18 protein-coding genes and 1 pseudogene are annotated in these 23,264 nt (G+C 28.1%); 6 read left to right on the top strand and 13 right to left on the bottom strand.

Annotated elements, in window-relative coordinates:
- Positions 1 to 47: 47 nt before the first annotated feature.
- Positions 48 to 2,084 (bottom strand): TonB-dependent receptor, encoded by a 2,037-nt coding sequence (locus tag Q0O83_RS00805; RefSeq protein WP_294093161.1) that lies wholly within the window; start codon positions 2,082 to 2,084, stop codon positions 48 to 50.
- Between the two features lie 170 nt (positions 2,085 to 2,254).
- On the opposite strand from Q0O83_RS00805, the gene Q0O83_RS00800 reads away from it, so the two are divergent.
- On the top strand, positions 2,255 to 4,213 hold the full coding sequence (locus tag Q0O83_RS00800) for an alpha/beta fold hydrolase (RefSeq protein ID WP_294093159.1): 1,959 nt from the start codon (positions 2,255 to 2,257) through the stop codon (positions 4,211 to 4,213).
- A gap of 62 nt (positions 4,214 to 4,275) precedes the next feature.
- Here Q0O83_RS00800 and Q0O83_RS00795 read toward each other — a convergent pair whose 3' ends face one another.
- Positions 4,276 to 5,184 (bottom strand): LysR family transcriptional regulator, encoded by a 909-nt coding sequence (locus tag Q0O83_RS00795; protein WP_294093157.1) that lies wholly within the window; start codon positions 5,182 to 5,184, stop codon positions 4,276 to 4,278.
- A 152-nt stretch (positions 5,185 to 5,336) separates the two neighbouring features.
- Between Q0O83_RS00795 and Q0O83_RS00790 the strand changes: the two genes are divergently transcribed.
- Together Q0O83_RS00790 and Q0O83_RS00785 are read left to right on the top strand one after the other, a co-directional pair.
- Positions 5,337 to 7,031, top strand: a complete 1,695-nt coding sequence (locus Q0O83_RS00790; RefSeq protein ID WP_294093155.1) for a flavocytochrome c — start codon at positions 5,337 to 5,339, stop codon at positions 7,029 to 7,031.
- A 181-nt stretch (positions 7,032 to 7,212) separates the two neighbouring features.
- The gene (locus Q0O83_RS00785) at positions 7,213 to 7,989 is read left to right on the top strand and encodes an HAD-IIA family hydrolase (protein ID WP_294093153.1); all 777 of its coding nucleotides are present in this window, start codon (positions 7,213 to 7,215) and stop codon (positions 7,987 to 7,989) included.
- Between the two features lie 64 nt (positions 7,990 to 8,053).
- Here Q0O83_RS00785 and Q0O83_RS00780 read toward each other — a convergent pair whose 3' ends face one another.
- The 4 genes from Q0O83_RS00780 to Q0O83_RS00765 all read right to left on the bottom strand — a co-directional run bounded on the left by Q0O83_RS00780 (position 8,054) and on the right by Q0O83_RS00765 (position 11,830).
- Positions 8,054 to 8,779, bottom strand: coding sequence for a transporter substrate-binding domain-containing protein (locus tag Q0O83_RS00780; RefSeq protein ID WP_294093151.1), 726 nt, complete (start codon positions 8,777 to 8,779; stop codon positions 8,054 to 8,056).
- 257 nt (positions 8,780 to 9,036) lie between these two features.
- Positions 9,037 to 10,347 (bottom strand): sodium:solute symporter family protein, encoded by a 1,311-nt coding sequence (locus Q0O83_RS00775; RefSeq protein ID WP_294093149.1) that lies wholly within the window; start codon positions 10,345 to 10,347, stop codon positions 9,037 to 9,039.
- Positions 10,341 to 11,303 (bottom strand): biotin--[acetyl-CoA-carboxylase] ligase, encoded by a 963-nt coding sequence (locus tag Q0O83_RS00770; protein WP_294093147.1) that lies wholly within the window; start codon positions 11,301 to 11,303, stop codon positions 10,341 to 10,343. Before Q0O83_RS00770 ends, Q0O83_RS00775 begins: the two co-directional genes overlap by 7 nt.
- Positions 11,304 to 11,392: 89 nt before the next feature.
- Positions 11,393 to 11,830, bottom strand: coding sequence for an ACT domain-containing protein (locus Q0O83_RS00765; RefSeq protein WP_294093144.1), 438 nt, complete (start codon positions 11,828 to 11,830; stop codon positions 11,393 to 11,395).
- Positions 11,831 to 11,983: 153 nt separating this feature from the next.
- Between Q0O83_RS00765 and sstT the strand changes: the two genes are divergently transcribed.
- Positions 11,984 to 13,222: a serine/threonine transporter SstT gene (sstT, locus tag Q0O83_RS00760; protein ID WP_294093142.1), complete on the top strand. Its 1,239-nt coding sequence runs from the start codon at positions 11,984 to 11,986 to the stop codon at positions 13,220 to 13,222.
- Positions 13,223 to 13,310: 88 nt separating this feature from the next.
- On the opposite strand, the pseudogene Q0O83_RS00755 reads toward sstT, so the two are convergent.
- Positions 13,311 to 13,496, bottom strand: a pseudogene (locus Q0O83_RS00755) (Na+/H+ antiporter NhaC family protein); the annotation flags it as partial.
- Between the two features lie 340 nt (positions 13,497 to 13,836).
- On the opposite strand from Q0O83_RS00755, the gene Q0O83_RS00750 reads away from it, so the two are divergent.
- Together Q0O83_RS00750 and Q0O83_RS00745 are read left to right on the top strand one after the other, a co-directional pair.
- Positions 13,837 to 14,649, top strand: a complete 813-nt coding sequence (locus tag Q0O83_RS00750) for an alpha/beta hydrolase (RefSeq protein ID WP_294093140.1) — start codon at positions 13,837 to 13,839, stop codon at positions 14,647 to 14,649.
- Positions 14,650 to 14,834: 185 nt separating this feature from the next.
- Entirely contained in the window at positions 14,835 to 15,119 is a 285-nt protein-coding gene (locus Q0O83_RS00745) for a GNAT family N-acetyltransferase (protein WP_294093138.1), read from the top strand.
- A gap of 172 nt (positions 15,120 to 15,291) precedes the next feature.
- Here the strand turns inward: Q0O83_RS00745 and Q0O83_RS00740 are convergent, their stop codons facing one another.
- From Q0O83_RS00740 to Q0O83_RS00715, 6 genes are all read right to left on the bottom strand, one after another.
- The gene (locus Q0O83_RS00740; RefSeq protein WP_294093136.1) at positions 15,292 to 16,374 is read right to left on the bottom strand and encodes a metallophosphoesterase; all 1,083 of its coding nucleotides are present in this window, start codon (positions 16,372 to 16,374) and stop codon (positions 15,292 to 15,294) included.
- Between the two features lie 124 nt (positions 16,375 to 16,498).
- Positions 16,499 to 17,275, bottom strand: coding sequence for a formate/nitrite transporter family protein (locus Q0O83_RS00735; RefSeq protein ID WP_294093134.1), 777 nt, complete (start codon positions 17,273 to 17,275; stop codon positions 16,499 to 16,501).
- A gap of 136 nt (positions 17,276 to 17,411) precedes the next feature.
- The gene (locus Q0O83_RS00730) at positions 17,412 to 17,798 is read right to left on the bottom strand and encodes a hypothetical protein (protein WP_294093132.1); all 387 of its coding nucleotides are present in this window, start codon (positions 17,796 to 17,798) and stop codon (positions 17,412 to 17,414) included.
- Between the two features lie 71 nt (positions 17,799 to 17,869).
- Positions 17,870 to 19,345 carry an ABC transporter substrate-binding protein gene (locus Q0O83_RS00725; protein ID WP_294093130.1) on the bottom strand — a complete coding sequence of 492 codons (1,476 nt, stop codon included), beginning with the start codon at positions 19,343 to 19,345 and terminating at the stop codon, positions 17,870 to 17,872.
- A gap of 9 nt (positions 19,346 to 19,354) precedes the next feature.
- The gene (gene murI / locus Q0O83_RS00720) at positions 19,355 to 20,128 is read right to left on the bottom strand and encodes a glutamate racemase (RefSeq protein ID WP_294093128.1); all 774 of its coding nucleotides are present in this window, start codon (positions 20,126 to 20,128) and stop codon (positions 19,355 to 19,357) included.
- 29 nt (positions 20,129 to 20,157) lie between these two features.
- Entirely contained in the window at positions 20,158 to 23,187 is a 3,030-nt protein-coding gene (locus Q0O83_RS00715; protein ID WP_294093126.1) for an SMC family ATPase, read from the bottom strand.
- Between the last annotated feature and the right edge of the window lie 77 nt (positions 23,188 to 23,264).

Below are 23,264 nucleotides of genomic sequence, written 5' to 3'. Positions count from 1 at the left end.
ATCTGGATATATATTGTAATATCGGATTAAAATAAAAGTCAAGTATTTTAAAAAGTATAATTTAAACCAGCAAAATAGTTTCTTTCGTTAGCAGCTCTGTACATATTAGTTCTGTATTGGCTGGCATAGATTTCATTGAATAGATTGTTAATTCCGGCGTATACCCTTATATTTTCCTTTATATTATAATTGAAAACTAGATTTGTAACAACATGCTCATTAATCTTACCACCATCATTTTCATTATCAATATATACGGCATCTTTATAAATTGTAGTAGCAATAGCATTAAAGTTAGATGTAAACTCATATTTTACTCCTAGAGTAAAGCTATTTTGAGAAACATCAGGAACTTTACTACCTTCGTATTTTCCTTTTGTTATTTCAGCATCAATATAAGAATAGCTTTCCGATAGAGTTAATTTTCCAAAATATTGTTCTAAATAAAGCTCAACTCCTTTTCTTTCAGTTTCATCAACATTGTATGAAACCCAATTTTTAGATGTTCCATCTCTGTAGATTTCATTGTCAGTTTTACTATAGAATGTTGATAAGCTAATATAAGACCCTAAAACAAAGTCTCTTACCCCAACTTCAAATGAGTTATAAGTTTCTTCTTTTACATCTGATAAACCGTAAGTATATCCATTTGCAATTTGTGTATCATCAGGGTTATTAAATAAACTTGTTGGATTAGGTGTGTTAAATCCTCTTTCCCACTTTGAATAAATATTTCCAGTATCAGAATAAAGATAATTAGCAGCTAATTCATATGCAAAGTTATCCATCTTTCCTGTAGTTTTTGGAGTACTGTTTGAAGAAGAAATATTATCTTTTGTTTCATAATTATTTTCAGTGTGATTGTATCTAATTCCTTGAGTTAATTCTAATTTGTTAATCTTATATGTATTTAAAGCATATATAGAGTGACTTTCAACAGATCTATTATCTTTACTATTTTGAGTTTTTTTAGGAGTTAGTGAAAATACATCTCTTGAAGATGTCACATAGTTATAGTCGTATCCCACAACTAATACATTATCATTTCCATATTTTAGTTGTAATTTAGGTTTGAAATCAATCTGTTCTTCTCTAACATTATTATTTGTAAACTCTTTTAATCTATTTCCATTATCAGAATCAAACTCATCTTTTTTTAATTGATAAGTTCCTTGTATACTAAATTTTAAACTATCATTTATTTTTTTATTATATGTTGTATTAATTAAATCTTTATTTGTTTTAGTAAATTGATTTTCATCAGCATTACTTCCAACTTGAGTTCTATCTTCTTCATACTCTTCTGCTGTTAATAAAGCTCCAGGATCATGAGATTTATTATTATATTTTTCATATTTAAAACTGATATCAGAATCGTTAGAAATTTTGTATTTAGTAAGAATATCAGCACTTACTACTTTACTATCTTTTTCATCTAAATAGGAATCAGATTTTTCGTAGACAATATTTGTTTGAATTAATGTATTTGGATTAATCAATGCACCGGTAGAAAGAGATGTTTTTCCTCTATTATATGAGCCAATTTCAAAATTAACTTTATTAACAGGATTCATTGCTGCCCCAGTTTTAGTAATTATATTGATTACTCCACCTGAAGTTCCGCTTCCATATAAAACAGCTCCACCACCAGGAATAACTTCAATTGCTTCAATATTATCTACATTAATCATATCAAGAGGAAGACTTGAGTGACTTTTGTTTAATGGAACAATAGAGACACCATCAACCAAAATTTTAACGTTACTTCTAGCTTTGTTTCCACCTTGTCCTCTTAAATCAACTCTGCTTCCAAAGGCATCTTTTGTAAGATTTATTGTAGGTTGACTTTGTAAAATCTCTTCAACAGATTTATAACCTTTCTCCTGAATCTCAGTACTATTTATAACTGCTATATTTGAAGTAGTGTTTCTAACACTTGTTTCAAATCCTGTTGTTGTTATAACTGATTCCTCTAATTTTACAGCAGAATTCTCATCAAATTCAAAATTATCTACAAAAAAAGATTCCGATGCATAAATTTGTGAGAATAAAAGTGTTCCGATAGCTGCAAACTTTAACTTCATAAAATTCCTCCTCTAACTGTTGTTAATAAATTAACAACTTTATAAACTAGGGTTTTAGTATATATTTTTAATATAAAAAAGTCAAGTTAATATTTTGATTATAAAAATGTTTATTTTTTAACAAGAATATGGTAATATAATTTTAAAAAATATATTAGGAGTGTGTGTGAGTGTTAAAAAAATATTGGATTTACATTTTATATTTTATTTTAAATTTGTATAATGTTGTTTCTGCTCAAAATTTTCCGAAGCATAATTATATAGATTTTTCAACGGATCGTTCAACATGGTTTTTCAAATCTGATTTAAAAAATAATAAGATTATTTTTTCAGATTTTTTCTCTCCGTTTGACCCAACTGTAAAAGTTGAATATTTCGATCCATTAGTATCTTTTGAATTAGAAAATAACTATTATTTTAATTCTAATGGAAATTTAATGGTTGAAATAAGTGACTTAAAGAAAATTTATGACCCTTATTTTGACTATAAAATTTTGAAAGATACTTTAGAAATAAAGTATACTTATTATGACAAAAAAATAGTTCAAGGTTTTGGGAAAAGATCAACATCGATAGAGTATATAAAGAAAACTTGGAATATAATGGTAGATTCTAAAAAAAATAAAACTAAAATATCTGGAAAGTATAGTTATACTGAATATCAACCTGCATTCGGAGGAAGAAATAAACCTTTTGATAACAATGTTGAAATAGCAGAGGATAAAGGTTTTAAAAATATTAAATTTAAATTAAATGCTGATAGTATAGAGATAAAAGATAATAAATACTATATTTCTGTATCTGAAATCATGGGATTAACTAATATAAAAACGATTAAAGAGAATGGCTATATAGCTATTCAAATAAAGAATCTTGCCGATGTTACAGAAAATATAGAAAGAGAAGGTGTAGTATCTAAAACAATTATACCAAGAGCTTCAAATTTATGGAGAAGTGGAAATGTAGAGAAATTAAATAATTATACTTGGGCTGATTACATGAATGATATAATCGCCAATAAAAGAGATTATGGATGGAAATGGAAGGGAATATATATACCTTCGGGAAGTCATTTTAAAGATGCTGATGGAAATGAAATTACCTTAGAAGCAAATAGAATAGTTCCATATACTATGTATATACCTAAAAATTATACAAAGAAAGAGAGTCGTTTAGTTTATATATTACACGGTGGAACAGGAAATGAAAATGCTTCATTGTATAGAACAATGGATAGAGGTAAAAATTTAGATGTTTATGCAGAGAAGTATAACTATATTTTTGTTTCTCCGAATGGATGGACTCAAAATCCGATGTGGATGCATAGACAGGCACTGTATTCATTTGAAAAATCTTTCGATTCAATTATGGAAGAATATCCTGTAGATAAAAATAAGATTTTTATTATGGGGAATTCATTGGGAGGAAGAGGAGCCTTTGATATAACAATGCGTTATCCAACTTTATTTAAAGCAATGGTTTCTACAGCACCAGCTTGGGGAGTTAAAGAGCATAGTCAATGGAAACAATCAAAATATTCAGTTCAAGATATTAAAGAGTTACCTAGTTTAATTGGAATAGGAACTTTAGATAAGACATTCTCATTTAAAACCGAAATAGGAAATAAAGAGGAGTTAGGTTGGTTAACAAAAGACGTTGTTCCAGTACTATCGAATGCAAAATATTTAGCAGTAGAAAGAGGTAATCACTCACAAAATTGGGGAAGTATTTTAGATATTATTTTTGAATTTTTCGAGGAAAATTTAAAGGAAAAAAATAAAGAAAGTATTCCAGATATAAAATCTTTAGAAAATAAAGAGTTTGTTTCTTTAAAAGAGTTAAAGAAAGTTTTAGGAGATGATTTTAAATACTATAACGTAAACTCATATGACAATAAACCAGAGGAAGCTCTTGATTATATAACAATTATTTATAAAAATTTTTGTATTAATTTAGTTCCAGGAGAGTTAAAATACAGAAAAAACTTTGAGCGTTATAAAGAGGATTCAAATTCGAGAACGAAAGATGAAGATAAACTTGATTTTACACCTAGGTTCTCAAAAGCTCCATATGTTGATGGAGAAGATTTATATATCCTAACAAAAGATATATTAGAAATACTATTTTAATAAAAAAAAGATTAAGTGATAAAAAGCTTAATCTTTTCTTTTTACTAAACGTCAATTCCAATTCATGAGAACTCCTCACTTTTAAATATTTTTAAAAGTATTTCTACTAATGTATTTTCAACTTCATTTAATAATCGATTTTTTTTATAAACAATTGCAAAATCTCTAATTATATTTTCCTCTTTTAATGAGAAAATATAGAAATCATTTTTCCAATCTTTATGTATTAAGCTCATATTAGAAGTAAAACCAATCCCCAATCCTATTTTTATAAGAGACAAAATAGTTTCTTGTGTTTCTATCTCTAAATAAATTTGTGGAAAGAAATGATTGTTATAGAATAAAGAATTTATTTTTTCACGAATTTTTATACCTTTTGATGGTAATATAAAACTTTCGGTTTTTAGATTTTTTAAAGATATTTCATTCTTTACTGAAAGAGTAGAATAATAATCATTTTTCGGGGTGATTAAAAACGTTTCTTCAGTATAAAATTTAATAAAATTTAAATTTTTCTTTGTTAAGGGTAGAGACATTAAAGCTATATCAATCTCTTCTTTTTCTAGAAGCTTTTCTAATTCTTTTGCATTCTTTTCAATAATGATTAACTTTATATTTGGATAGAATTTTTTTATTTCTGGAAGAATTAAAGGTAAAATATAAGGGCTACGAAAAGGAGATATTCCTAATTTTAAAGAGTCTACTTTTTTTGTAGAGTGATTATTAATATCTCTTAACATTTTTCCTTTTAAATTCAACATCTCTTTTATATTTTTAATAAAAATTTTACCGCTGGATGTCAAAGTAATGGGGTATTTATTTCTATCAAAAATTTTTATACCTAATTCAGCTTCAAGATTTGATACATATTGACTTAAAGATGGTTGAGATATAAAAAGTTTTTTTGCTGCTTTAGAAAAGCTTTTTTCTTCTGAAATTACAAGAAGATAACCTAATTTATTTAAATCCATATTCACTCCATTTTTATAGTTTGCTTAAATAAGTATTATAAACTATATTCAAATATTTTATAAAGATTATATACTATTTCGTATTGGATAATCAAGAAAATAAAGTATATAATATAGAGCAAGTTTTAATAAAATAAAGGGAGAATCGGGTAATGATAAAAAAAGTTTTATGTATGTCGGCACTGGTATCAAGTATAGCAGTAGCGTCAAAAGGTGAATTTATAGGAAGTGGAAAAGGATATAATGGTGAAATTAAAGTTAAAGTATCTGGGGAAAATAATCAAATAAAAGAGATTGAGGTTATTAAGCATGAAGAATCTGGATTTACAAGAAGGGCAATGAAAAAGATAAGTGATGAAATAATAACAACTCAATCTTTAGATGTTGATAATATAGCAGGAGCTACATACACAAGTGAAGGACTTAAAGAGGCAGTAGCTAAAGCAATCGCTTCTTCGGGGATAATATTAAAAAAAGTTGCAGTAAAAAATAAAATGATTTCTGAATATAAAGATATAGATACAGATGTAGTAGTAGTTGGAGGAGGAGGAGCTGGACTAGCTGCAGCTATAGCTGCAAAAGAAAATGGAGCTAGAGTAATTCTGTTAGAGAAGATGCCAATGGTTGGTGGAAATACAAACTATGCAACAGGTGGAATTAATGCAGCAGATACTTCAGTTCAAAAGAAGTTAGGAATAGAGGATTCAGCAGAGTTATACTATAATGATACTATGAAAGGTGGAAAAAACCTTAATGATGTTTCTCTTGTAAAAAAACTAACGCAAGAATCAAAATATGCTATTGATTGGCTAATATCAAAGGGTACTGATTTAACAGAGGTTTCTTTCTCTGGAGGACAAAGTGTGAAAAGAATTCACAGACCTACAGGTGGAAAAGCTGTTGGACCAGTAATCGTAGATGCTTTAAACTCAACTCTTGAAAATATGGGTGTTGAGACAAGAACTAATAGTAAAGTTGTAAATCTTTTAATGGAAAATAATAAAATTAGTGGAGTAGAAGTTGAAACTAATGGTAAAAAATATAAGGTTAATGCAAAAGCAGTTGTAATGGCTACTGGAGGATTTGGTGCTAATGCTGAGATGATAAAGCAGTATAATCCAAAACTAGAAGGGTTTGGAACAACAAATAACCCAGCAATTACAGGAGAGGGAATTCAACTTATTCAAGCTGTAGGAGGAGATGTTGTAGATATGACTCAAATACAAACTCATCCAACTGTAGCTCATAAAACATCGAATTTAATAACAGAAAGCGTAAGAGGAGAGGGAGCTATTCTTGTTAATAGAGATGGAAAAAGATTTATAAACGAGTTAGAAACAAGAGATGTTGTTTCTAAAGCTGAATTAGAACAAAAAGGTGGATCAGCATTCCTTATATTTGACCAAGAAACAAGAAATAATTTATCTGCTATAAATGGGTATGTAAGTAAAGGGTTAACGAAAGAAGCAGATTCAATAGTTGAATTAGGGAAAATAATAGGTGTAGATTCTAAAGAGTTAGAAAAAACAGTAGGAAAATACAATGAATTTGTAAAGAACGGAAAAGATTTAGAGTTTGGAAAAAAAGGGTTACCAAGAGTAATATTACAAAAACCTTTCTATGCAATAGAAGTTTCACCAGCTATCCACCATACAATGGGAGGAGTTAGAATAAATGATAACGCAGAAGTGCTGGATAAAAATGGAAAGAAAATAGAGGGGCTTTATGCTGCAGGAGAGATAACTGGAGGAGTACACGGAGGAAATAGAATCGGTGGAAATGCAGTAACTGATATAATAGTATTTGGTAAAGTTGCTGGTGAAAACGCTGCAAAAATTATAAAATAGATTGATAGAAAAGTTCACAGGATTAAAAAAATCTTGTGGGCTTTTTTTTGATTCTAAATAAAAATAGAAATTTACTAATCTTTTACAAATTCAAATAATTTTTAACTTTAAATTAATTTTAGATTAACATTCATCTGATATTATATTTTGAAGTTTGAAAAATAGAGGAGATTATAGCTTAATGAAACAATATAAAGGATATCTTTTTGATATCGATGGAACAATTTTACTTGGAGATACATTAATTCCAGGAGCAAAAGAGAAAATAGATGAGTTGAAAAAATCTGGAAAAAAAGTAGCATTTTTTACAAATAACTCTTCTAAAAATCCACAGAGATATGTTGAAAAATTTAGATCTGTGGGGATAGATGTTGTTGTAGAAGATATTATTACTGCTGGAATAGTTCTTCTGAATCATATTAAAAAAAATTATAAGGATAAAAAGGTTTTTATAATAGGAACTGAGGAGTATAAAAATCTATACCGTGAAATTGGAGTTGAAGTTGTAGAAAATATTACCGATTTTAAAAATCCAAATGTAGATATAGTAATAGTGGCTTTGGATCCAGAGCTAAATTTTCAAAAATTAGAAATGGCGTGTAGATTATTAAAAAATGATGTGAAATATTTTGCTGCAAATGAGGATCTAGTATATCCAGTAGAGGATAAGGTATATCTTCCAGATTGTAAAGCTATTTGCAATATGTTAGAGCTTTGTACAGGGAAAGTACCAATCTATTTTGGAAAACCAAATTCTATTATGTTGAGTTATGCTCTTGAAAGAATTGATTTAGATAAAGAGGAGATTGCTATAGTGGGAGATAGACTTTACACAGATATAGCTTGTGGAACTTTAAATAATTGTGATACGATTCTTGTATTAACAGGAGAAGCAACTGGGCAGGAAAAAACAGACTTTAAACCTACATATATATTAGAAACTATAAAGGATATATAAATCAAAAATGGCGTGAAAGTTTTTAACCCTCACGCCATTTTATATTATTTATAAAATTATAGAGTTATTTCTTTTTTTCAGGGAAATATTTAAAAACAAGATTATTGTATTCAGAAGTATCTTTCAGTTCATTTAAAGCTTTGTTAATTTTATTAACTTTATCTTGGCTACCTTTTTTAAATGCAATAGAAGCTCCAGGGTATTGGTCAACAACTTTATCTAAAATTTTTAAAGTTTTCATAGATTTTAAGTATTCGTAACCAGTTTTATCTGCGATGATAACTCCATCAATTTTATTGTTTTCTAAATCCATAAGAGCCCCTAAAAAAGAGTTGTATGGCCGCACATTAGACCCAAGATTTTTAGCAAATTCCTCTTGCATTGAACCTAACTGAACTCCAACAATTTTATCTTTTAAATCACCTTTGTTCTTTAAAATACTTTTTTCATTAACTAAAACTAAATGCTCAGAATCAAAATAAAGATATGGATTAGAAAAATCGACAGCTTTTTGTCTCTCAGGAGTTTGTGCCATTCCTGCTATGACAGCATCTATTTTTCCAGTTTGTAAAGCTGGTATTAGACCATCAAAAGACATGTCTTTCCAAACGATTTCATAGCCAGATTTTTGAGCAACTATTTCCATTAGTTCAATATCAAATCCAGTTAATTTTCCATTTTCCAAATATTCATACGGAACAAATTCTGCATTTGTACCAACATAAAGTTTTTCAGCTAAAATTGATGTAGATATAACTCCAGACATAAGTAAAAATAAAAATTTTTTCATAATAATTCCTCCCATTTTTATATATTTATAAAATTTTTGTATAAAAAAAACCGAACTAACTCAAAATTAGTTCGGCAAATAATAGACTAAAATATTAAAAGGTTAATAGTCAAAATTTCCACAACAAAAGAGATAGTTTTTCTAAATTATTATATTTTGAAAACGCCCTTTTGTTCCTTAAAATCATTCTACACCCTCCTTGAAAATTTATTTTAAAGAATGATAACATATAAAAAAATATTTGTCAAAATAATTTTTTATTTTTTTCTTCCAAGAAATAAAGTTAATGAATTTATAAAAAATGCAAAGATTAAAATATAGTTTGCATTATTACCCCCATAAATTTTTCCAAGTGCAGCTGTTCCACCGCCTAAAATAATAGCACTAATAACAAATTCTTTTTTAAATCTAAACCCTAAAATTCCAGCGAAAACAGGAATAATAAGAGCTCCAGAATAAACTGAAAGAGCTAATAAAAGAGAGCTTAAAATAAACTTTAATTTCAAAGCAACTAAGATACTGAAAACTCCAAAAATAGCTATTGAAATTCTTGTTAATTTAATCGATTTTTTATTTTCTAAATTTTTTGTAAAAATCTCTGTAAAGATAGAGGCTGATGTCAGTAGACAAGTATCCGCTGTAGAAATAATAGCAGATAACAATCCAAAATAAAGTAACAAGCTAATTCCTTTAGGTAAAGTATGAGCAGCTACATGTAGTAATGGAGATTGTCCACTAGATAAATTAGGGTAAGCTCCAGCTGCATATATTCCAATTTTTGTTAAAACAAATGCTAAAGGTATTAAAATACTGATACTGATAATAATTGATTTTTTAGCTACTTCAGTACTTTTTGCACAAAAAATTCTAGAATATATGTCAGGACCAACTAAAAAAGTTGATGAATATGTTAAAATTAAAACTAATAAATCAAGAGTATTAAACTTTTCATTAATAACATTTAATGGAACATAGTTTAGGTTGAAATTAGGTAAAAATAAGAAACATAAAAGTATTCCAAATAAAATAAAGATTAGTTGAATACAATCAGTTTTTATTATAGAAAGTTGTCCACCTAAAATTGTATATATTATAAAAACTGTTCCACTCAGAATAACACTTTCAAAATAAGAAAAATTACTAATAATTCCCATGATTTGAGCAGCACCCATAATTTGAGCAGCAACAATTCCAATCCATGCAATAGAGATGATAAAAGAGCTTAAAATCCTAACCTCTTCTCCATGAAATCCACCTAGCATTTCGGGAAGATTATAACCTTTAAATTTTTCAAATTTTTTAATAAGAGGCAACAGCATAGACAAACCAAATGCTGCACATAGTAAGAGCCATATACCTGCCCATCCAATATGATATGTTGAGGCAATATTTCCAAGGATTGCCGAACTTCCAAGAACTGTTGCGAGTAAACTTCCAGTCACTTGGAAAACATTTGCTTCACGATTAGCTATAAAAAAATGTGAACTACTTTTAACTTTTTTAAAAGAGTTGTATCCTATAGCTAAAATTCCGATAAAATATAAGTTTAGAAAAACATTTTCTACCATTTAATATTAACCTCCCCTGCATATAATGTTTTCTTAGAACCTGAATCAGTTTGAACTAAAAGGTATCCATTATCATCAATATCGCTAACTCTTCCAGAACTTTCAATATTCTTTTCATAAAACACTATATCTCTTCCAATTAAGAAAGATTTCTCTCTATATTTTTTTATTATATTTTCGTTATTTAAATCATTTATAGTATCCATAATCTCATTTATGATACGAGCAATCAATTCATTTCTATTAACAACAGAATCTTTTTCTGAAAAAATTGCCCCAGCTATTGAAGACAACTCTTCGGGAAAAATAGAGGTATTAAAATTTATTCCAATTCCAATAATAATATTTTGAATAGATCCACTTTCAAAGTCAGTCGTAGCTTCGGTTAAGATTCCAGCTATTTTTTTATTATCGATATAAATATCATTTACCCATTTGATGAGTGTGTTTTTTTTACAAAGTTCATCGATGCTTTTAGTAAGTGCAACTGCTGTCGCAATTGTAATTTTTAATGGATTTTCTAAAGATAAAAGTTCTGGTTTCAAAAGAATACTCATATATATTCCTGTATCTTTGGGTGAAAAGAAGTATCTACCTTTTCGTCCTCGACCATTAGTTTGTTCGTTACTAATAATAGTAGTTCCATGTGATGGATTTTCAATAAGTAAACGTTTTCCATCTGTATTAGTAGAATCAATACTATTTTTTATTATAATTTGGTTATTATATTTCAGATTCTTTTTTATTTCAATAGCTGAAAGAGTATTGCTTTCACTTGGAATGCAATGACCTCTTTTATTTACTGAAAGGATTGTATAACCATTATTTTTCAACTCTTTAATAGCTTTAGAAACAGCGGCTCTAGAAATATTTAATTTTTTACCGATATCTTCACCAGAAAGATATTGGCCTTTGTTTTCTTCTAAAATTGAGATAATAAGTTCTTTAGTTGACACAACTTCTCCTTTAAAATTTTTTATTATATTTTATAATTAAAATAAAAAAATGTCAACATTCGTCGTGGAACAAAGTTGACATTTTGGAATTATTCAAAGGCTAAAAGTCTAGACATTTTAACACAATCTATTTTTTTTAACTCTATAACAATATCTTCAGGTGGAAGAGTAGCTGAAGCGATTTCAAATGAGATAACAACAGATGCGACATTATTTATAGGAATATTTTGATTTATTGTGATAATGTTGCAATTAACTGATGATAAAAAATTTAAAATTTCTGAAAGAGCTCCCTTTTTATGAGAAACCATAAGAGAGATTAAAGCTTTTTTTCCAAGAGCATTATCAGATGGAAGAAAAACAAAATCTTTATATTTATAATAAGTACTACGACTTATACCAACAATTTTCACGGCTTCACTAACACTTTGTAATTTTCCTTCTTCAAGAAGATTCCTTACAGCAATTACTTTTTCTAGATAATCTGGAAGAATAGATTTATCTACTACTAAAAACTTTCCATTCATAAAAGCCTCCCGGTTTATATACATTTAACATAGTATAACGTTTAAAAAAAAATATGTCTATAAAAAAAATCTTGTATTCTAAAAAATTATATGTTATATTGTCTCTTAAATAGAAACAATTGTTTTTAAAATAGAGACAGGAGGAGAGTCGAGATGGAGAAAGTTTTTAAAGATTGGTGTAGTATAGGATTGGTAAAAAGAGTTTTAGGTGGCTTGGTTATAGGTATTATATTTGCTTATATCACGCCTAATATGATGAGTTGGATAACAATATTTGGAGATATTTTTGTAGGAGCCTTAAAAGCTGTTGCACCTGTATTAGTATTCTTTTTAGTATTGGCAGCTATAGTTCAACATAAGAAAGGGCAGAAAACAAATATCAAATCAATAGTAACTCTTTATATTTTGGGAACTTTTTTAGCAAGTTTAGTTGCAGTGATAGGTAGTTTTATATTCCCAGTAAACTTATCTTTAGTTTCAAATGTTAATATGAGTTCAGCTCCTCAAAATATTGGAGGAGTACTAAAAACACTACTACTGAATTTGATTGATAATCCACTAAAAGCAATTTTAAATGGTAACTATATTGGAATATTATTTTGGAGTTCTCTGCTAGGAATATTTTTAAAAGAGGTTAGTGATACTACAAAAGTTGTAGTAATTGATACTTCAGAAGCTCTTTTAAAAGTTGTTAAAGTTATAATTGAATTTACACCATTTGGAGTTATGGGATTAGTTTTCTCTTCGATTATAGAAAGTGGAAGTAGCGGATTGCTATCTTATGGGAAAATCTTAGTATTACTTTTAGGATGCATGGGAGTTGTGGCTTTTATAGTTAATCCATTAATTGCATTTTTAATGATGGGAAAAAATCCATATCCATTGGTACTGACTTGTTTAAGAGAAAGTGGATTGACAGCTTTCTTTACAAGAAGTTCAGCTGCTAATATACCTGTGAATATGAACTTGTGTGAGAAGATAGGATTGGAAAAAGATATGTACTCTGTATCAATTCCTTTAGGAGCAACAATAAATATGGCTGGTGCAGCTGTAACAATATCTGTTTTTGCATTGAGTGCAGCTCATACATTGGGAGTTGAAGTTGACTTTCTTTCAGCAGTTATTTTAAGTTTAGTGGCGGCTATAAGTGCTTGTGGTGCTTCTGGAGTTGCAGGTGGATCACTATTATTAATACCGCTAGCATGTAGCTTATTTGGAATATCAAATGATATAGCTATGCAAGTTGTAGGTGTGGGGTTTGTAATTGGGGTTGTTCAGGATTCTTGTGAAACAGCTTTGAACTCTTCAACAGATGTTTTATTCACAAGTATAGCAGAATATTCTCAATGGAGAAAAGAGGGGAAATTGGATAAAGATTTCTTGTTAAATTAGAGTATTAAAAAATGAAATTAGGATGATAGAGTTCTATTAGGAAAATACGTAATACTAACTGTAAAAACGTATTTTCCCGACGGGACTCTTATTTTTTAGCACTTAAACCATTATTTAATACTTTTTTATTTTTATTAAAATATATATTAACTGAAGTTACAATTAGAAGTGAAAAAATATAGAAAGAATATTTTAAAACTTCTAGTGGAGAAACATTACTTAAACCTGTTATTATAAGCATTCCACCATCATACGGAGTTAAGGCTAAAAAAGATAAAAAACCATAATTTTTTTCATTTTCTAAAGTCATTCTAAACACCTCTTCATTCAAATTTTATATAATTTTTGTATAAATTTAATATATTTTTATTTTAAAGATATCGTGATACAATAGTTCATATAAATCAATTATTTTTAATTTAACAAAGGATATCATATACTAAATATGATTGTAAATTAGGCACTATTTTGTGACTAGTTACAAAATAGTGCCTAATTGTTTTTATAATTTATTTGTATTATTCTAAAAGCATAACAAATTAAAAGTTTAAGTCGAGGAGAAGTGAAATTTATATTAGAACAACTTTTATTAAAATAGGATGGTGACAATTCATATGTACGTGGTATTAAGAGAAAATAAAAAAATGAAAATAAATATTTTAGGAGAAGGTGAGCCTATAATTTTTGTTCATTCATACCTTTGGGATAAAAATATGTGGCAGCCTCAATTAGAAGAGCTCTCGAAATATTTTAAATGTATTTCAATCGATTTGTGGGGTCATGGAGAATCAGACATTTTAAATGAGAAAGACTGCTATTCTCTTGCAAGCCTTAGTAAGGATATAATTGATGTAGCAAAATCTTTAAATATTAGTAAATTCAATTATGTTGGACTATCAGTTGGAGCAATGATAGGGACATATCTTGCTTTAAATTATAAAGAGAGTATAAATAAATTAGTATTAATGGATGGTTACTCTGGAATAGAACCTAAAGAAACTCAAAGTAAATATTTCTTAATGCTTAATTCTATAGAGGAGTTAGGATATATACCTGAAGAGTTAGCAAATATAATAGCACCAATGTTTTTCACAAAAAAAGAAGTTATAAATAACGGAGAGCTTTATAGAAACTTTAAAAAAGAGTTATTAAATAAAGAAAACATCAAAATAAAAACTATTGTAAATTTAGGAAAAGGTATTTTTGGAAGAGAAGATATTTTAGATAAAATGGAAGAAATTAAAAATGAAATTTTATTTATGGTTGGTGATGAAGATATTCCAAGACCTCAAGAAGAAAGTTTAAAAATGCATAAATTAGTTAAAAATTCAAAATTTATTATTATTCCAAACGCAGGTCATATATCAAACTTGGAAAATCCAATTTTTGTGAATAAACAACTTTTAAAATTTTTATCTAATATATAAATATAAGAAATATTTCCTCACGTAAAAAAATGCTACCTAATTGCGTTTATAATTTATTTGTATTATTCTAAAGACATAGTAAATTAAATCTTTTAGGTTGGCTATTGAAAGAGTTTAACAAATAAAAAAAGATTCTTCCTAAATTTTGGTATATTAATACTATAGTTAAAAGGAGATGGTCACAAATGAAAATTTTTCATGATGAAAATAAAGAGTTGTTTTATATAAAAGATGAAGATAACGCTAACAAAACTATAGGTAGAATGTCTTATCGAAAAAAAGATGACCATACTATAATAATTGAACACACATTAGTTGATGAATCTTATAAGGGAAAAGGAATTGGAAATCTCTTAATGGATGAAGCTGTTGTATTTGTTCGAAAAAATAGTTTTAAGATTATACCTGAATGTTCTTTTGTTAAATTTCTTTTTAATAAATATCCTGAAAAATATAAAGATGTTATTTAAATAGAAATTTTTAAAACTTTTTTCTAAAAATCTATGTCTAATTATTATATAAAAGGCTAATAATATATAGATTTAATCCCCCAAGAACCTCTGTTCCCCCCGCAGAGGTTCCTCCCTTTTTTGTATTAAAAAAGAGAGAAATTTTACTTTCTCTCTCAGATAAAACTGTAATCTATTTTGCCATCAAATTCAAAATAAACATCTCACTTTGGCTTCCAATTCTGTATGGAATCATCCAAGTACCGAGACCTGAACTAACATAAGAGTGCGTATTATTTATTTTTTTATAACCTCTAGAGTTTTCATACATATAATCTACTAAAAGATTGAAAGGGAAAATTTGACCTCTATGTGTATGACCCGAAAGATACAAATCAACTTTTTCACCTTTTAACTCTTTTAAAGATTCAGGGTTATGGTCTACAACGATAACAGTATTCTCAGATTCTACATTTTTTAAGAGCTCATCTAAAGATTTTCTGTTTTTATTATGTCTATCATCTCTTCCAATAATAGTGACACCTTCAATTTCTACAGATTCATCTCTTAAGATATTTATTCCAAGAGTTTTTATATAATTTATATTCTCATCAATTCCACCATAGTATTCATGGTTCCCTAAAGCTAAATAGATTCCATGTTTAAAAGATGTAGCATCTATTATACTTTTGATATCATTGGTAACAGTTTTATAACTGTTGTCTAAAAAATCTCCGCCGATAAGAACTAATTCAACACCTTCATCTTCCATTTTTTTAAATGATTCTCTAAGTTTACTTCCATCAAATTTTCCATTTAAATGGATATCACTGATAAAAGCAAATTTTAAATCTTTATCTAAATTAATATTTTGTGAAGGAACTTCATAATTCTCAACGAGTATATTTTGAAAGTTTCTATTACCAATATAACTAAGACCTATAAAAGATAGTAATATAAAAATATGGAAAAATATTTTTTTCTGTGAAATCAATCCTAATAGATCTAGTGAAAATAATTTTAAAATAAAAGATATTAAAACTATCGATACCGCTCCAATCAAAATATAATTTAAATAAAATAGATAGTGTCCAAGTGCTATTTCAAAAATATCACTTCTATTTTCTCTTAAAAAATAAAAGAAAATAAATGGTGAAAAACTTATTAATGGAACAATTAAAAAGAACCATAAACTACTGTAAACTTTAGAAAAAAAATATGCTGCTGTCATTATAAATAAAACTACTGGAAGTAGCCTTTGTAAAATAAAAATCATTTATGCCTCCATTTTGTAATTTAAATATTTTAAATATAAAAGTATTATATCACTTAGACTTAACTCTAAGTCAATAAAAATTCATAAAAAAAATGGAGACTTTCAAAATCTCCATTTCAATAAATTAATCTTTTTTAGATACATAGAAGTATGCTGCTGCTAAACCTACTCCACCAAGAATATTTCCAAGAGTTACTGGAATTAAGTTAGTAATCATTCCCATAAAGAATTGAGGGTCTTTAAACATTAAAGCAGAGAAAAGAGTCATGTTTGCAATACTATGCTCTAATCCAACAGTAATGAATACAAATAGACACCACCAGATCATGATTAATTTTCCAGATTCAGATGTCATTTTGATTGAACACCAAACTGCTAAACAAACAAGAATGTTACAAAGAACTCCTCTATAGAATAAATCCATGAATGGTGCTGTAGCTTTTAAAGTAGCTATAGTTACCATGAACTTTCCAACGCTTTCTGCCCCAGGAACAAAGTGAACAGTTAAGTTAGTCATTGAGAAGAACCATCCACAAAGAATCGAACCAAATAAATTTCCAAAGTAACATACAACCCAAAGTTTTATAGTATCTGCCCAAGTAGTTTTCTTTGACAGTGTAGATATAGTCATAACAAAGTTGTTTCCAGTAAATAGTTCACTTCCACACATAATAACTAAACTAAGTGCAACTCCAAAGCAAGCTCCCATAAGTGTTCTAGCACCTAATGGTCCAATAACTGGTGCAGCTAATCCACCAAGAGAGAAAATTAATAAAATTCCTAATCCAACAAAAAATCCAGCGAAAGTTGATAATACGAAGTATTTTCCTAAGCTATTTTTTAAAAAATTACTTTTAGCCACTCCTGCATTTGCAACTTTTTCAATTGTTTCTAAAAACATAGAATCCTCCTAAAATAAATAATATACTAGCATTTTATACTAGAATAAAAAAAATTAGGTGTGATTATAATCACACCATTTTGTTTTGAGTAAAAAAAGATTTTTTATGGATTAAAATGTAATCCAACTATACTCTTTAAAAGAAAACGTTACAATGTCTTAAATCGACATTCCATAATAATTTAATATTTCTCTTTGTACATTCGCATCCGTGGATAGAGTGGAATATAGTCTCTAAGTTGTAGTGTCTAACAATATAAGATTCAACACAGACATCTAAAGTAGTTTTTCTTTCTCTCAAGTTACAAGGATAAACAACTACAATCTCTTCTTTTAACTTATTAAGCATTTTTAAAGTATCTAAGGTAATATCGTTTATGTTTTCAAATCTATGAAGAACATTATTTTCTCGGTCTAAAATAAGTCCCTCTCCAATATGAAACATATTTTCCTTTACAATATTTCTGTAAGAGTTAGTTAATTTTTCATAAGCTATTATCATGGTATCAACCCCTTCTATCATCTTAATTGTTATATTTATTACCTCATATATACTCTAAAGTCAAATGCTTTCCTTCAATTTGAATCATCAGTCTAATAAATAGTTCCTAAAGAATAGTCATGTATAGGGATAGGATACATGTGGAAGTCTTTTATTTTTTTATTAAGTGCACCATTTAAATCTCTATAGAATAACATAACTTCACTATTATTATTTACAATTATCTCTTGAATCTCTTTATAAATTTTGTCTCTTTTATTTTTATCAAGAGTTTCTCTGGCTTCTTCTAAAAGAGTATCGACTTTTTTATCACTAAAGAAAGTTCTATTTCCTGAAGCTCCAAATGAATTACTATGATGAGTTGGATAAAGAGCGTAGTCAGAGTCTCCTGTTACACTTCCCCAAGACCCTATAAACATATCGAACTCCCCACTATTTGTTTTTATCCAATAAACACTAGGTTCAAGAATAACTATTGAAACATTAATCTCAACTTCTTTTAAGTATGCGGCAATTATTTCAGCAGTTTGAATATCTAGATTTGAACTCATAGTAGCTAATGTCAAAGTTTTTCCTTTTAAAGGTTTTAATAAAGTACTTGCTTCCTCTTTATTATATTCAAGATTTTTAGTATTAGGATTGTGTCCTTGAACACCTTTTGCAACAGGAGAGTTGGCAATAACTCCCTCTCCATTTAATACAGTTTCTACGATGGCTTCTTTATCGATTGCTAAGTTAATTCCTTTTCTGATATTTGCATCGCTAAAAACTTCATTTTTCATATTTAACCCCATATATGTATAAGAGTAAGATGGTATTGATAAAAACTGAAGATTTTTATTTTTCTCAATCGTAACTTTATCTTGTGGTGGAAGAGAAAAAGCCATATCAGCTTCGCCTGTTTCAAGAGCGATTGTTCTATTGGTAGCCAATGGAATTGTCTTTATATTTATTTTTTTATATGTTGGTTTAGGATCAAAATAGTTTTCAAATCTTTCTAAAACCAATCCCTCTCCTGGGTTCCAACTTTCTAAAATATATTTTCCACTTCCCATAGGGTGCTCAATCAAAGCTTTAGAATTTTTTGTTAGATAATTTTTACTTACAATACTTAGCGCAGGATGTGTCAGCTGGTCTAAAATAGCTGAAAATGGCTTTTCTAGTATCATTTCGAAGTTGTAATCATCTTTTATTATAATCTCTTTTATTGGTGGTAATACTCCAGCTATCCTTGGAGAGTTTTTCATTCTATGGAATGAAAACTTAACATCTTCTGATGTAAGTTTATCCCCATTTTGGAAAAAGATATTATCTTTCAAAGTAAATTCAATTTTTTGATTGTCAATAAATCTATAACTTTTAGCAACTCCTAACACTGTTTCCATCTCAGAATTTTTTTCAAGAAGTCTAGAATATAGAAGACGATTTACTCTTAAAGAGAATCCATCGTTTCCAAAATGAGGATCAAATGTTCTAGGGTCTCCTTCTTGAATAACATTTATACTCGCTGAAAATATATTTATAGTGAACAGTAACATAAAAAATAAAAGTAGTTTAACTCTTTTCATAAAAATCTCCTATAAAATAATTTTTTCTACTTCACAAATCTCTTGACCTAAAAACTCTTGAGCAACTTTTTTAAATTTTTCAGGATCCCCACTCGCATAAAATTTAAGATAAGGTTTTTGAAGGTACTCTCCCTCTCCTATTATTTTTTTCAGAGATTTTGCAGTTTCTTCTGCAGGATCAATAATATTTCCGTTAAAATGTCTAGCAATATACTTTCTAATTAAAGGGTAGTGAGTACATCCTAAAATTAAAGTATCAATCTCAACTGAAAACTCATTTAAATAACTTTTAATCAGCTCATCATTTTCAAGGGTATCCTCCCATCCTTTTTCAATCATACCAACAAAAAGAGGGCACTTAACACTATATGTCTTAATAGATGAATCTATTTTAGCTATAGATTTTTTATATAAATCCATTTTTATTGTGGCTGGAGTAGCTATAACTCCTATATTTTTGTTATGTGTATGTTTCACACCTTCAGCAGCTCCATTTTCAACTACCCCAACCACAGGTATACCATATCTCTTTTGCATTATATCCATTGCTGCTCCAGTTGCTGTATTACAAGCAATAACAAGAGCATCAACTTTTTTTTCATATACCAAGAAATCTGAGACCTTTAAACATAGAGAACGAATTTCATCAATCTCTTTTTCTCCGTAAGGAGCATGTAAACTATCACCAAAATAGATGATATTATCCGCAGGAAATTTTCTTAACACCTCTTTTAAAACTGAAACTCCCCCTACTCCAGAATCAAATACTCCAATTGTTCTCATTAAAACCTCGCATTCTTTATTATATATTTTTATATTAATTTTATTGTACTTCCTATTTCACCAGGAATTGCAGGTGAAACCTCAAGTCTTCTAGGTATTCTTATTTTTAAATCCTCAACGTGACTTATAATACCTATTTTCATTTTTTCCTTCCAACCAATCTCTTCAAGTATTTCAATAACTCTATCTAAAAGCACACTGTCAAGCGTTCCAAACCCTTCATCTAAGAAGAAGAACTCCAATTGGATTTTTCCCTTCAGTTGCAATTGCCCAGATAAAGCTAAAGCTAACACAAGAGAGACTATAAATGTTTCTCCACCAGAAAGTGTTGAACAATCTCTAGAGTGGTTACTATTAAAAGTATCTATTATTATAAAGTCACAATTGTTATCAACTTTTAAAAGGTATCTTCCCATAGTAATCTTTTGTAATCTTTTTGAAGCTTCGTAAGTTATATAATCTAAACGTTTTCTAGCAAGGAAGTTAACAAATTTTCTTCCTTTGAATCTCTTTTGAAGAAGTAAAAGATCATCTTGTTTTAAAGTTAACGTTTCAATCTCTTTCAATAACTCTTTAGCTTCTTCAGCTAAAAGCTCAATTCTAGTTAAGTCACTATTTAACTCTGTAATCTCTTTAACTAAAGAACTCTCTTTTTTAGCTAAATCTTCTAAAGATAAGTTAATACTCTCCCATCTTTCAGAGTTCAACTCTCTATTGTTAATTTCAGAAAGTAATTCATCTTTTAGATGATTGTATTTTACATAATTATTTTCAAATTCTGAAATTCCATCTTTTAAAGATAGATAATGGCTTTCGTTTAAAAGATATAAAAGAATCTCCTCTTTTGAATTAAATCCTTTAGAGAGTGAGATTTCATGTAAATGTTTATTTTTTTCTTGGAAACTATTTTCAGAATTAGATATTTTCTCTTTCAATGTAACAATCTCTAAATTAATAGATTGAACTTTATCTAAAACCGAAAGTATATTATTCCTTATCTGCTTTAAATCTTTTTCAGATAGTTCTTTAGAAGAAAGCATAGCTCGATGCTCTTTATCCATACTTTCTAAAATCTCCTTCTCTTTTAAAACCGAATCTAAAGTTATCTCTAAAGAATTATTAAGTATATTACAAAGGTTTAAATGAGATAGGCTCTCTTTCTCCTTCAAAACTTCATTTTCATATAGTGAAGCTTTATCTAGGGAACTTTTTAAAATCTCTTCTCTATGTGATATATTTTCCTTTAAGTTAGATAATATAGAAGTTAAAGTAGCTAAAGATTTAGAGATATTACGCTCTTTTATAGAAAACTCATTATCTTTTTCTTTTAGAGATTTCAGTTCAATCTCTTTTTGTATTAAACTCTCTTCTAACAAATCAATATTTTCAATAACTTCAATACTGAATATAGCCTTAGTTGTATACTCTATTTTAGTATCAATTGCTATCAATTTTTTCTCTAAGTTGTTTCTCTCATCTATATTTTCTTGAAGAACTGAGATATCTATACTATGTGTACTTTGAGCTAAAGTTGGATGCTCTTTTGAGCCGCAAACAGGGCAGTTGTCTCCATGCTTTAGATGTTGAGCTAATTCAAAAGCTTGATTTTGAAGAGTTTGCTTTTGTAATTCTGAAACTACTTCATTTATTTTAGAGAAATCATCCAATAAAGAGTTTTTATTTTCCAAATATTTCTCCAACTCTTTTTCTAGATTGGATTTATTTAAAATCTTTTCACTTTCAATTCGAAGTGTTGTTTTAATATCTGAAATCTCTTTTTCAAAAGTATAAATTAAAATAGGATCTATTTTGATTAAAGAATCTAACTCTTTTTGCGTTGTATCTAATTCAGCTTCAGAATTTTTAAACCTCTCTTTAAATGAGTTTATCTCTTCGTCTATGCTCTTATTGTATTCTAAAACCTCTTTTAAAAGATTTTCTTTTAATTTTATAGTTTGAAGATATCCTACGGCTTTTCTAAGAGAATCAAGAGTATCGTAATCTATCTTTTTCTCTAAAAGCTGTTGGTTTATTTTTTCTATATTTTTTTCAAGAGTTGCCTCGTTTATTTTTTCAAGATTTAAAGATTCACTCTCTTTAGATAAATCTATTTCAAGATTTTTTAAATCAAAACTATTTTGAGTAATATCTTTTTGAAGTAACTCTAACTCTTCAATTAAACTTTTCAATGAGCTTGCAACTTCATGTTTTGAAATTTTATCTTTATTTTGAGCTATTTTTTCTTTTATCTCTTCTAATTTTGAAATCTCAAAGTTATAAAACTCTAGTTTTTGAAAAAGGTTCTTTACCTCGGTCAATTCTAAAAATTCAGATGTTAAACTCTTTTTTTCATCAATTAAATTAATATGTTCAACATTTTTAACCTCTAAATTAGATTTTAAAGTATCTATAAGCTCTAAAGAGAAATCTCCCTTTCCTTTAATCTGATTTTGGAGAGAGTTAATACTCTCTTTTAAAATATTTAAACGACCACTTATCTTATCAGACATCTTCGTACCATATTTTTCTAAATCAAATATATTTTCAAGCATACTCATTTTATCAGAGCCTTTAAGTTTCAAAAATTCACTAAATTTTCCTTGAGGAAGAACAACTGATCTTGTAAAATCACTTACACTTATTCCAAAGTGCTCATTTATTTTACTTTGAACATTTGTGACTGTATCTGCAATAACATCACCATTTATTTTTAAAATAGGATTGCTTTGCTCAAATTTTTCCTCACCTTTTCTATTATACTTTTTCTTATAGCATCTATCTATTTCAAATATATCTTCACCTAAAGAGAATTTGAAATAAACCTCGATGTTTTGACTATCTTGGTTTAAACATGGTCTGATATTTTTCCCCTTACTTCCCATAGTTCTCGGTATTTCATCAAATATAGCAAAAATCATAGCATCTAAGATTGTTGATTTTCCACTTCCAGTTTCTCCAAATATCCCAAAAAGACCAAGAGAAGTTAGCTCATTAAAATCTATTGTTTGTTTTTTAGAAAAGCTTTGCAGACCAGTAATTTCTAATTTAATTGGTTTCATTCTTTTCCCCCTCCTCTAAAAGCTGTTTCTGTTAACTTAAAATTTATTGAAACTACTCCAATCCTTTGAGGTATAAT

The sequence above is a fragment of the uncultured Cetobacterium sp. genome, from assembly GCF_945952365.1.
In the GTDB taxonomy this organism is placed as follows: Bacteria; Fusobacteriota; Fusobacteriia; order Fusobacteriales; family Fusobacteriaceae; genus Cetobacterium_A.
The sequence above is the reverse complement of the archived record's forward strand: the minus strand, read 5'-3'. Positions and strand labels throughout refer to the sequence as shown.

Bases quoted from the DNA above. Each gene is read 5' to 3' on its own strand.
- Q0O83_RS00780 (WP_294093151.1), bottom strand. From the start codon at position 8,779: ATGAAAAAATTTTTATTTTTACTTATGTCTGGAGTTATATCTACATCA.
- Q0O83_RS00795 (WP_294093157.1), bottom strand. From the start codon at position 5,184: ATGGATTTAAATAAATTAGGTTATCTTCTTGTAATTTCAGAAGAAAAA.
- Q0O83_RS00715 (WP_294093126.1), bottom strand. From the start codon at position 23,187: ATGAAACCAATTAAATTAGAAATTACTGGTCTGCAAAGCTTTTCTAAA.
- sstT (WP_294093142.1), top strand. From the start codon at position 11,984: ATGGAGAAAGTTTTTAAAGATTGGTGTAGTATAGGATTGGTAAAAAGA.
- Q0O83_RS00750 (WP_294093140.1), top strand. From the start codon at position 13,837: ATGTACGTGGTATTAAGAGAAAATAAAAAAATGAAAATAAATATTTTA.
- Q0O83_RS00805 (WP_294093161.1), bottom strand. From the start codon at position 2,084: ATGAAGTTAAAGTTTGCAGCTATCGGAACACTTTTATTCTCACAAATT.
- murI (WP_294093128.1), bottom strand. From the start codon at position 20,128: ATGAGAACAATTGGAGTATTTGATTCTGGAGTAGGGGGAGTTTCAGTT.
- Q0O83_RS00790 (WP_294093155.1), top strand. From the start codon at position 5,337: ATGATAAAAAAAGTTTTATGTATGTCGGCACTGGTATCAAGTATAGCA.
- Q0O83_RS00735 (WP_294093134.1), bottom strand. From the start codon at position 17,275: ATGTTTTTAGAAACAATTGAAAAAGTTGCAAATGCAGGAGTGGCTAAA.
- Q0O83_RS00745 (WP_294093138.1), top strand. From the start codon at position 14,835: ATGAAAATTTTTCATGATGAAAATAAAGAGTTGTTTTATATAAAAGAT.
- Q0O83_RS00740 (WP_294093136.1), bottom strand. From the start codon at position 16,374: ATGATTTTTATTTTACAAAGGCTACTTCCAGTAGTTTTATTTATAATG.
- Q0O83_RS00730 (WP_294093132.1), bottom strand. From the start codon at position 17,798: ATGATAGAAGGGGTTGATACCATGATAATAGCTTATGAAAAATTAACT.
- Q0O83_RS00785 (WP_294093153.1), top strand. From the start codon at position 7,213: ATGAAACAATATAAAGGATATCTTTTTGATATCGATGGAACAATTTTA.
- Q0O83_RS00775 (WP_294093149.1), bottom strand. From the start codon at position 10,347: ATGGTAGAAAATGTTTTTCTAAACTTATATTTTATCGGAATTTTAGCT.
- Q0O83_RS00765 (WP_294093144.1), bottom strand. From the start codon at position 11,830: ATGAATGGAAAGTTTTTAGTAGTAGATAAATCTATTCTTCCAGATTAT.
- Q0O83_RS00725 (WP_294093130.1), bottom strand. From the start codon at position 19,345: ATGAAAAGAGTTAAACTACTTTTATTTTTTATGTTACTGTTCACTATA.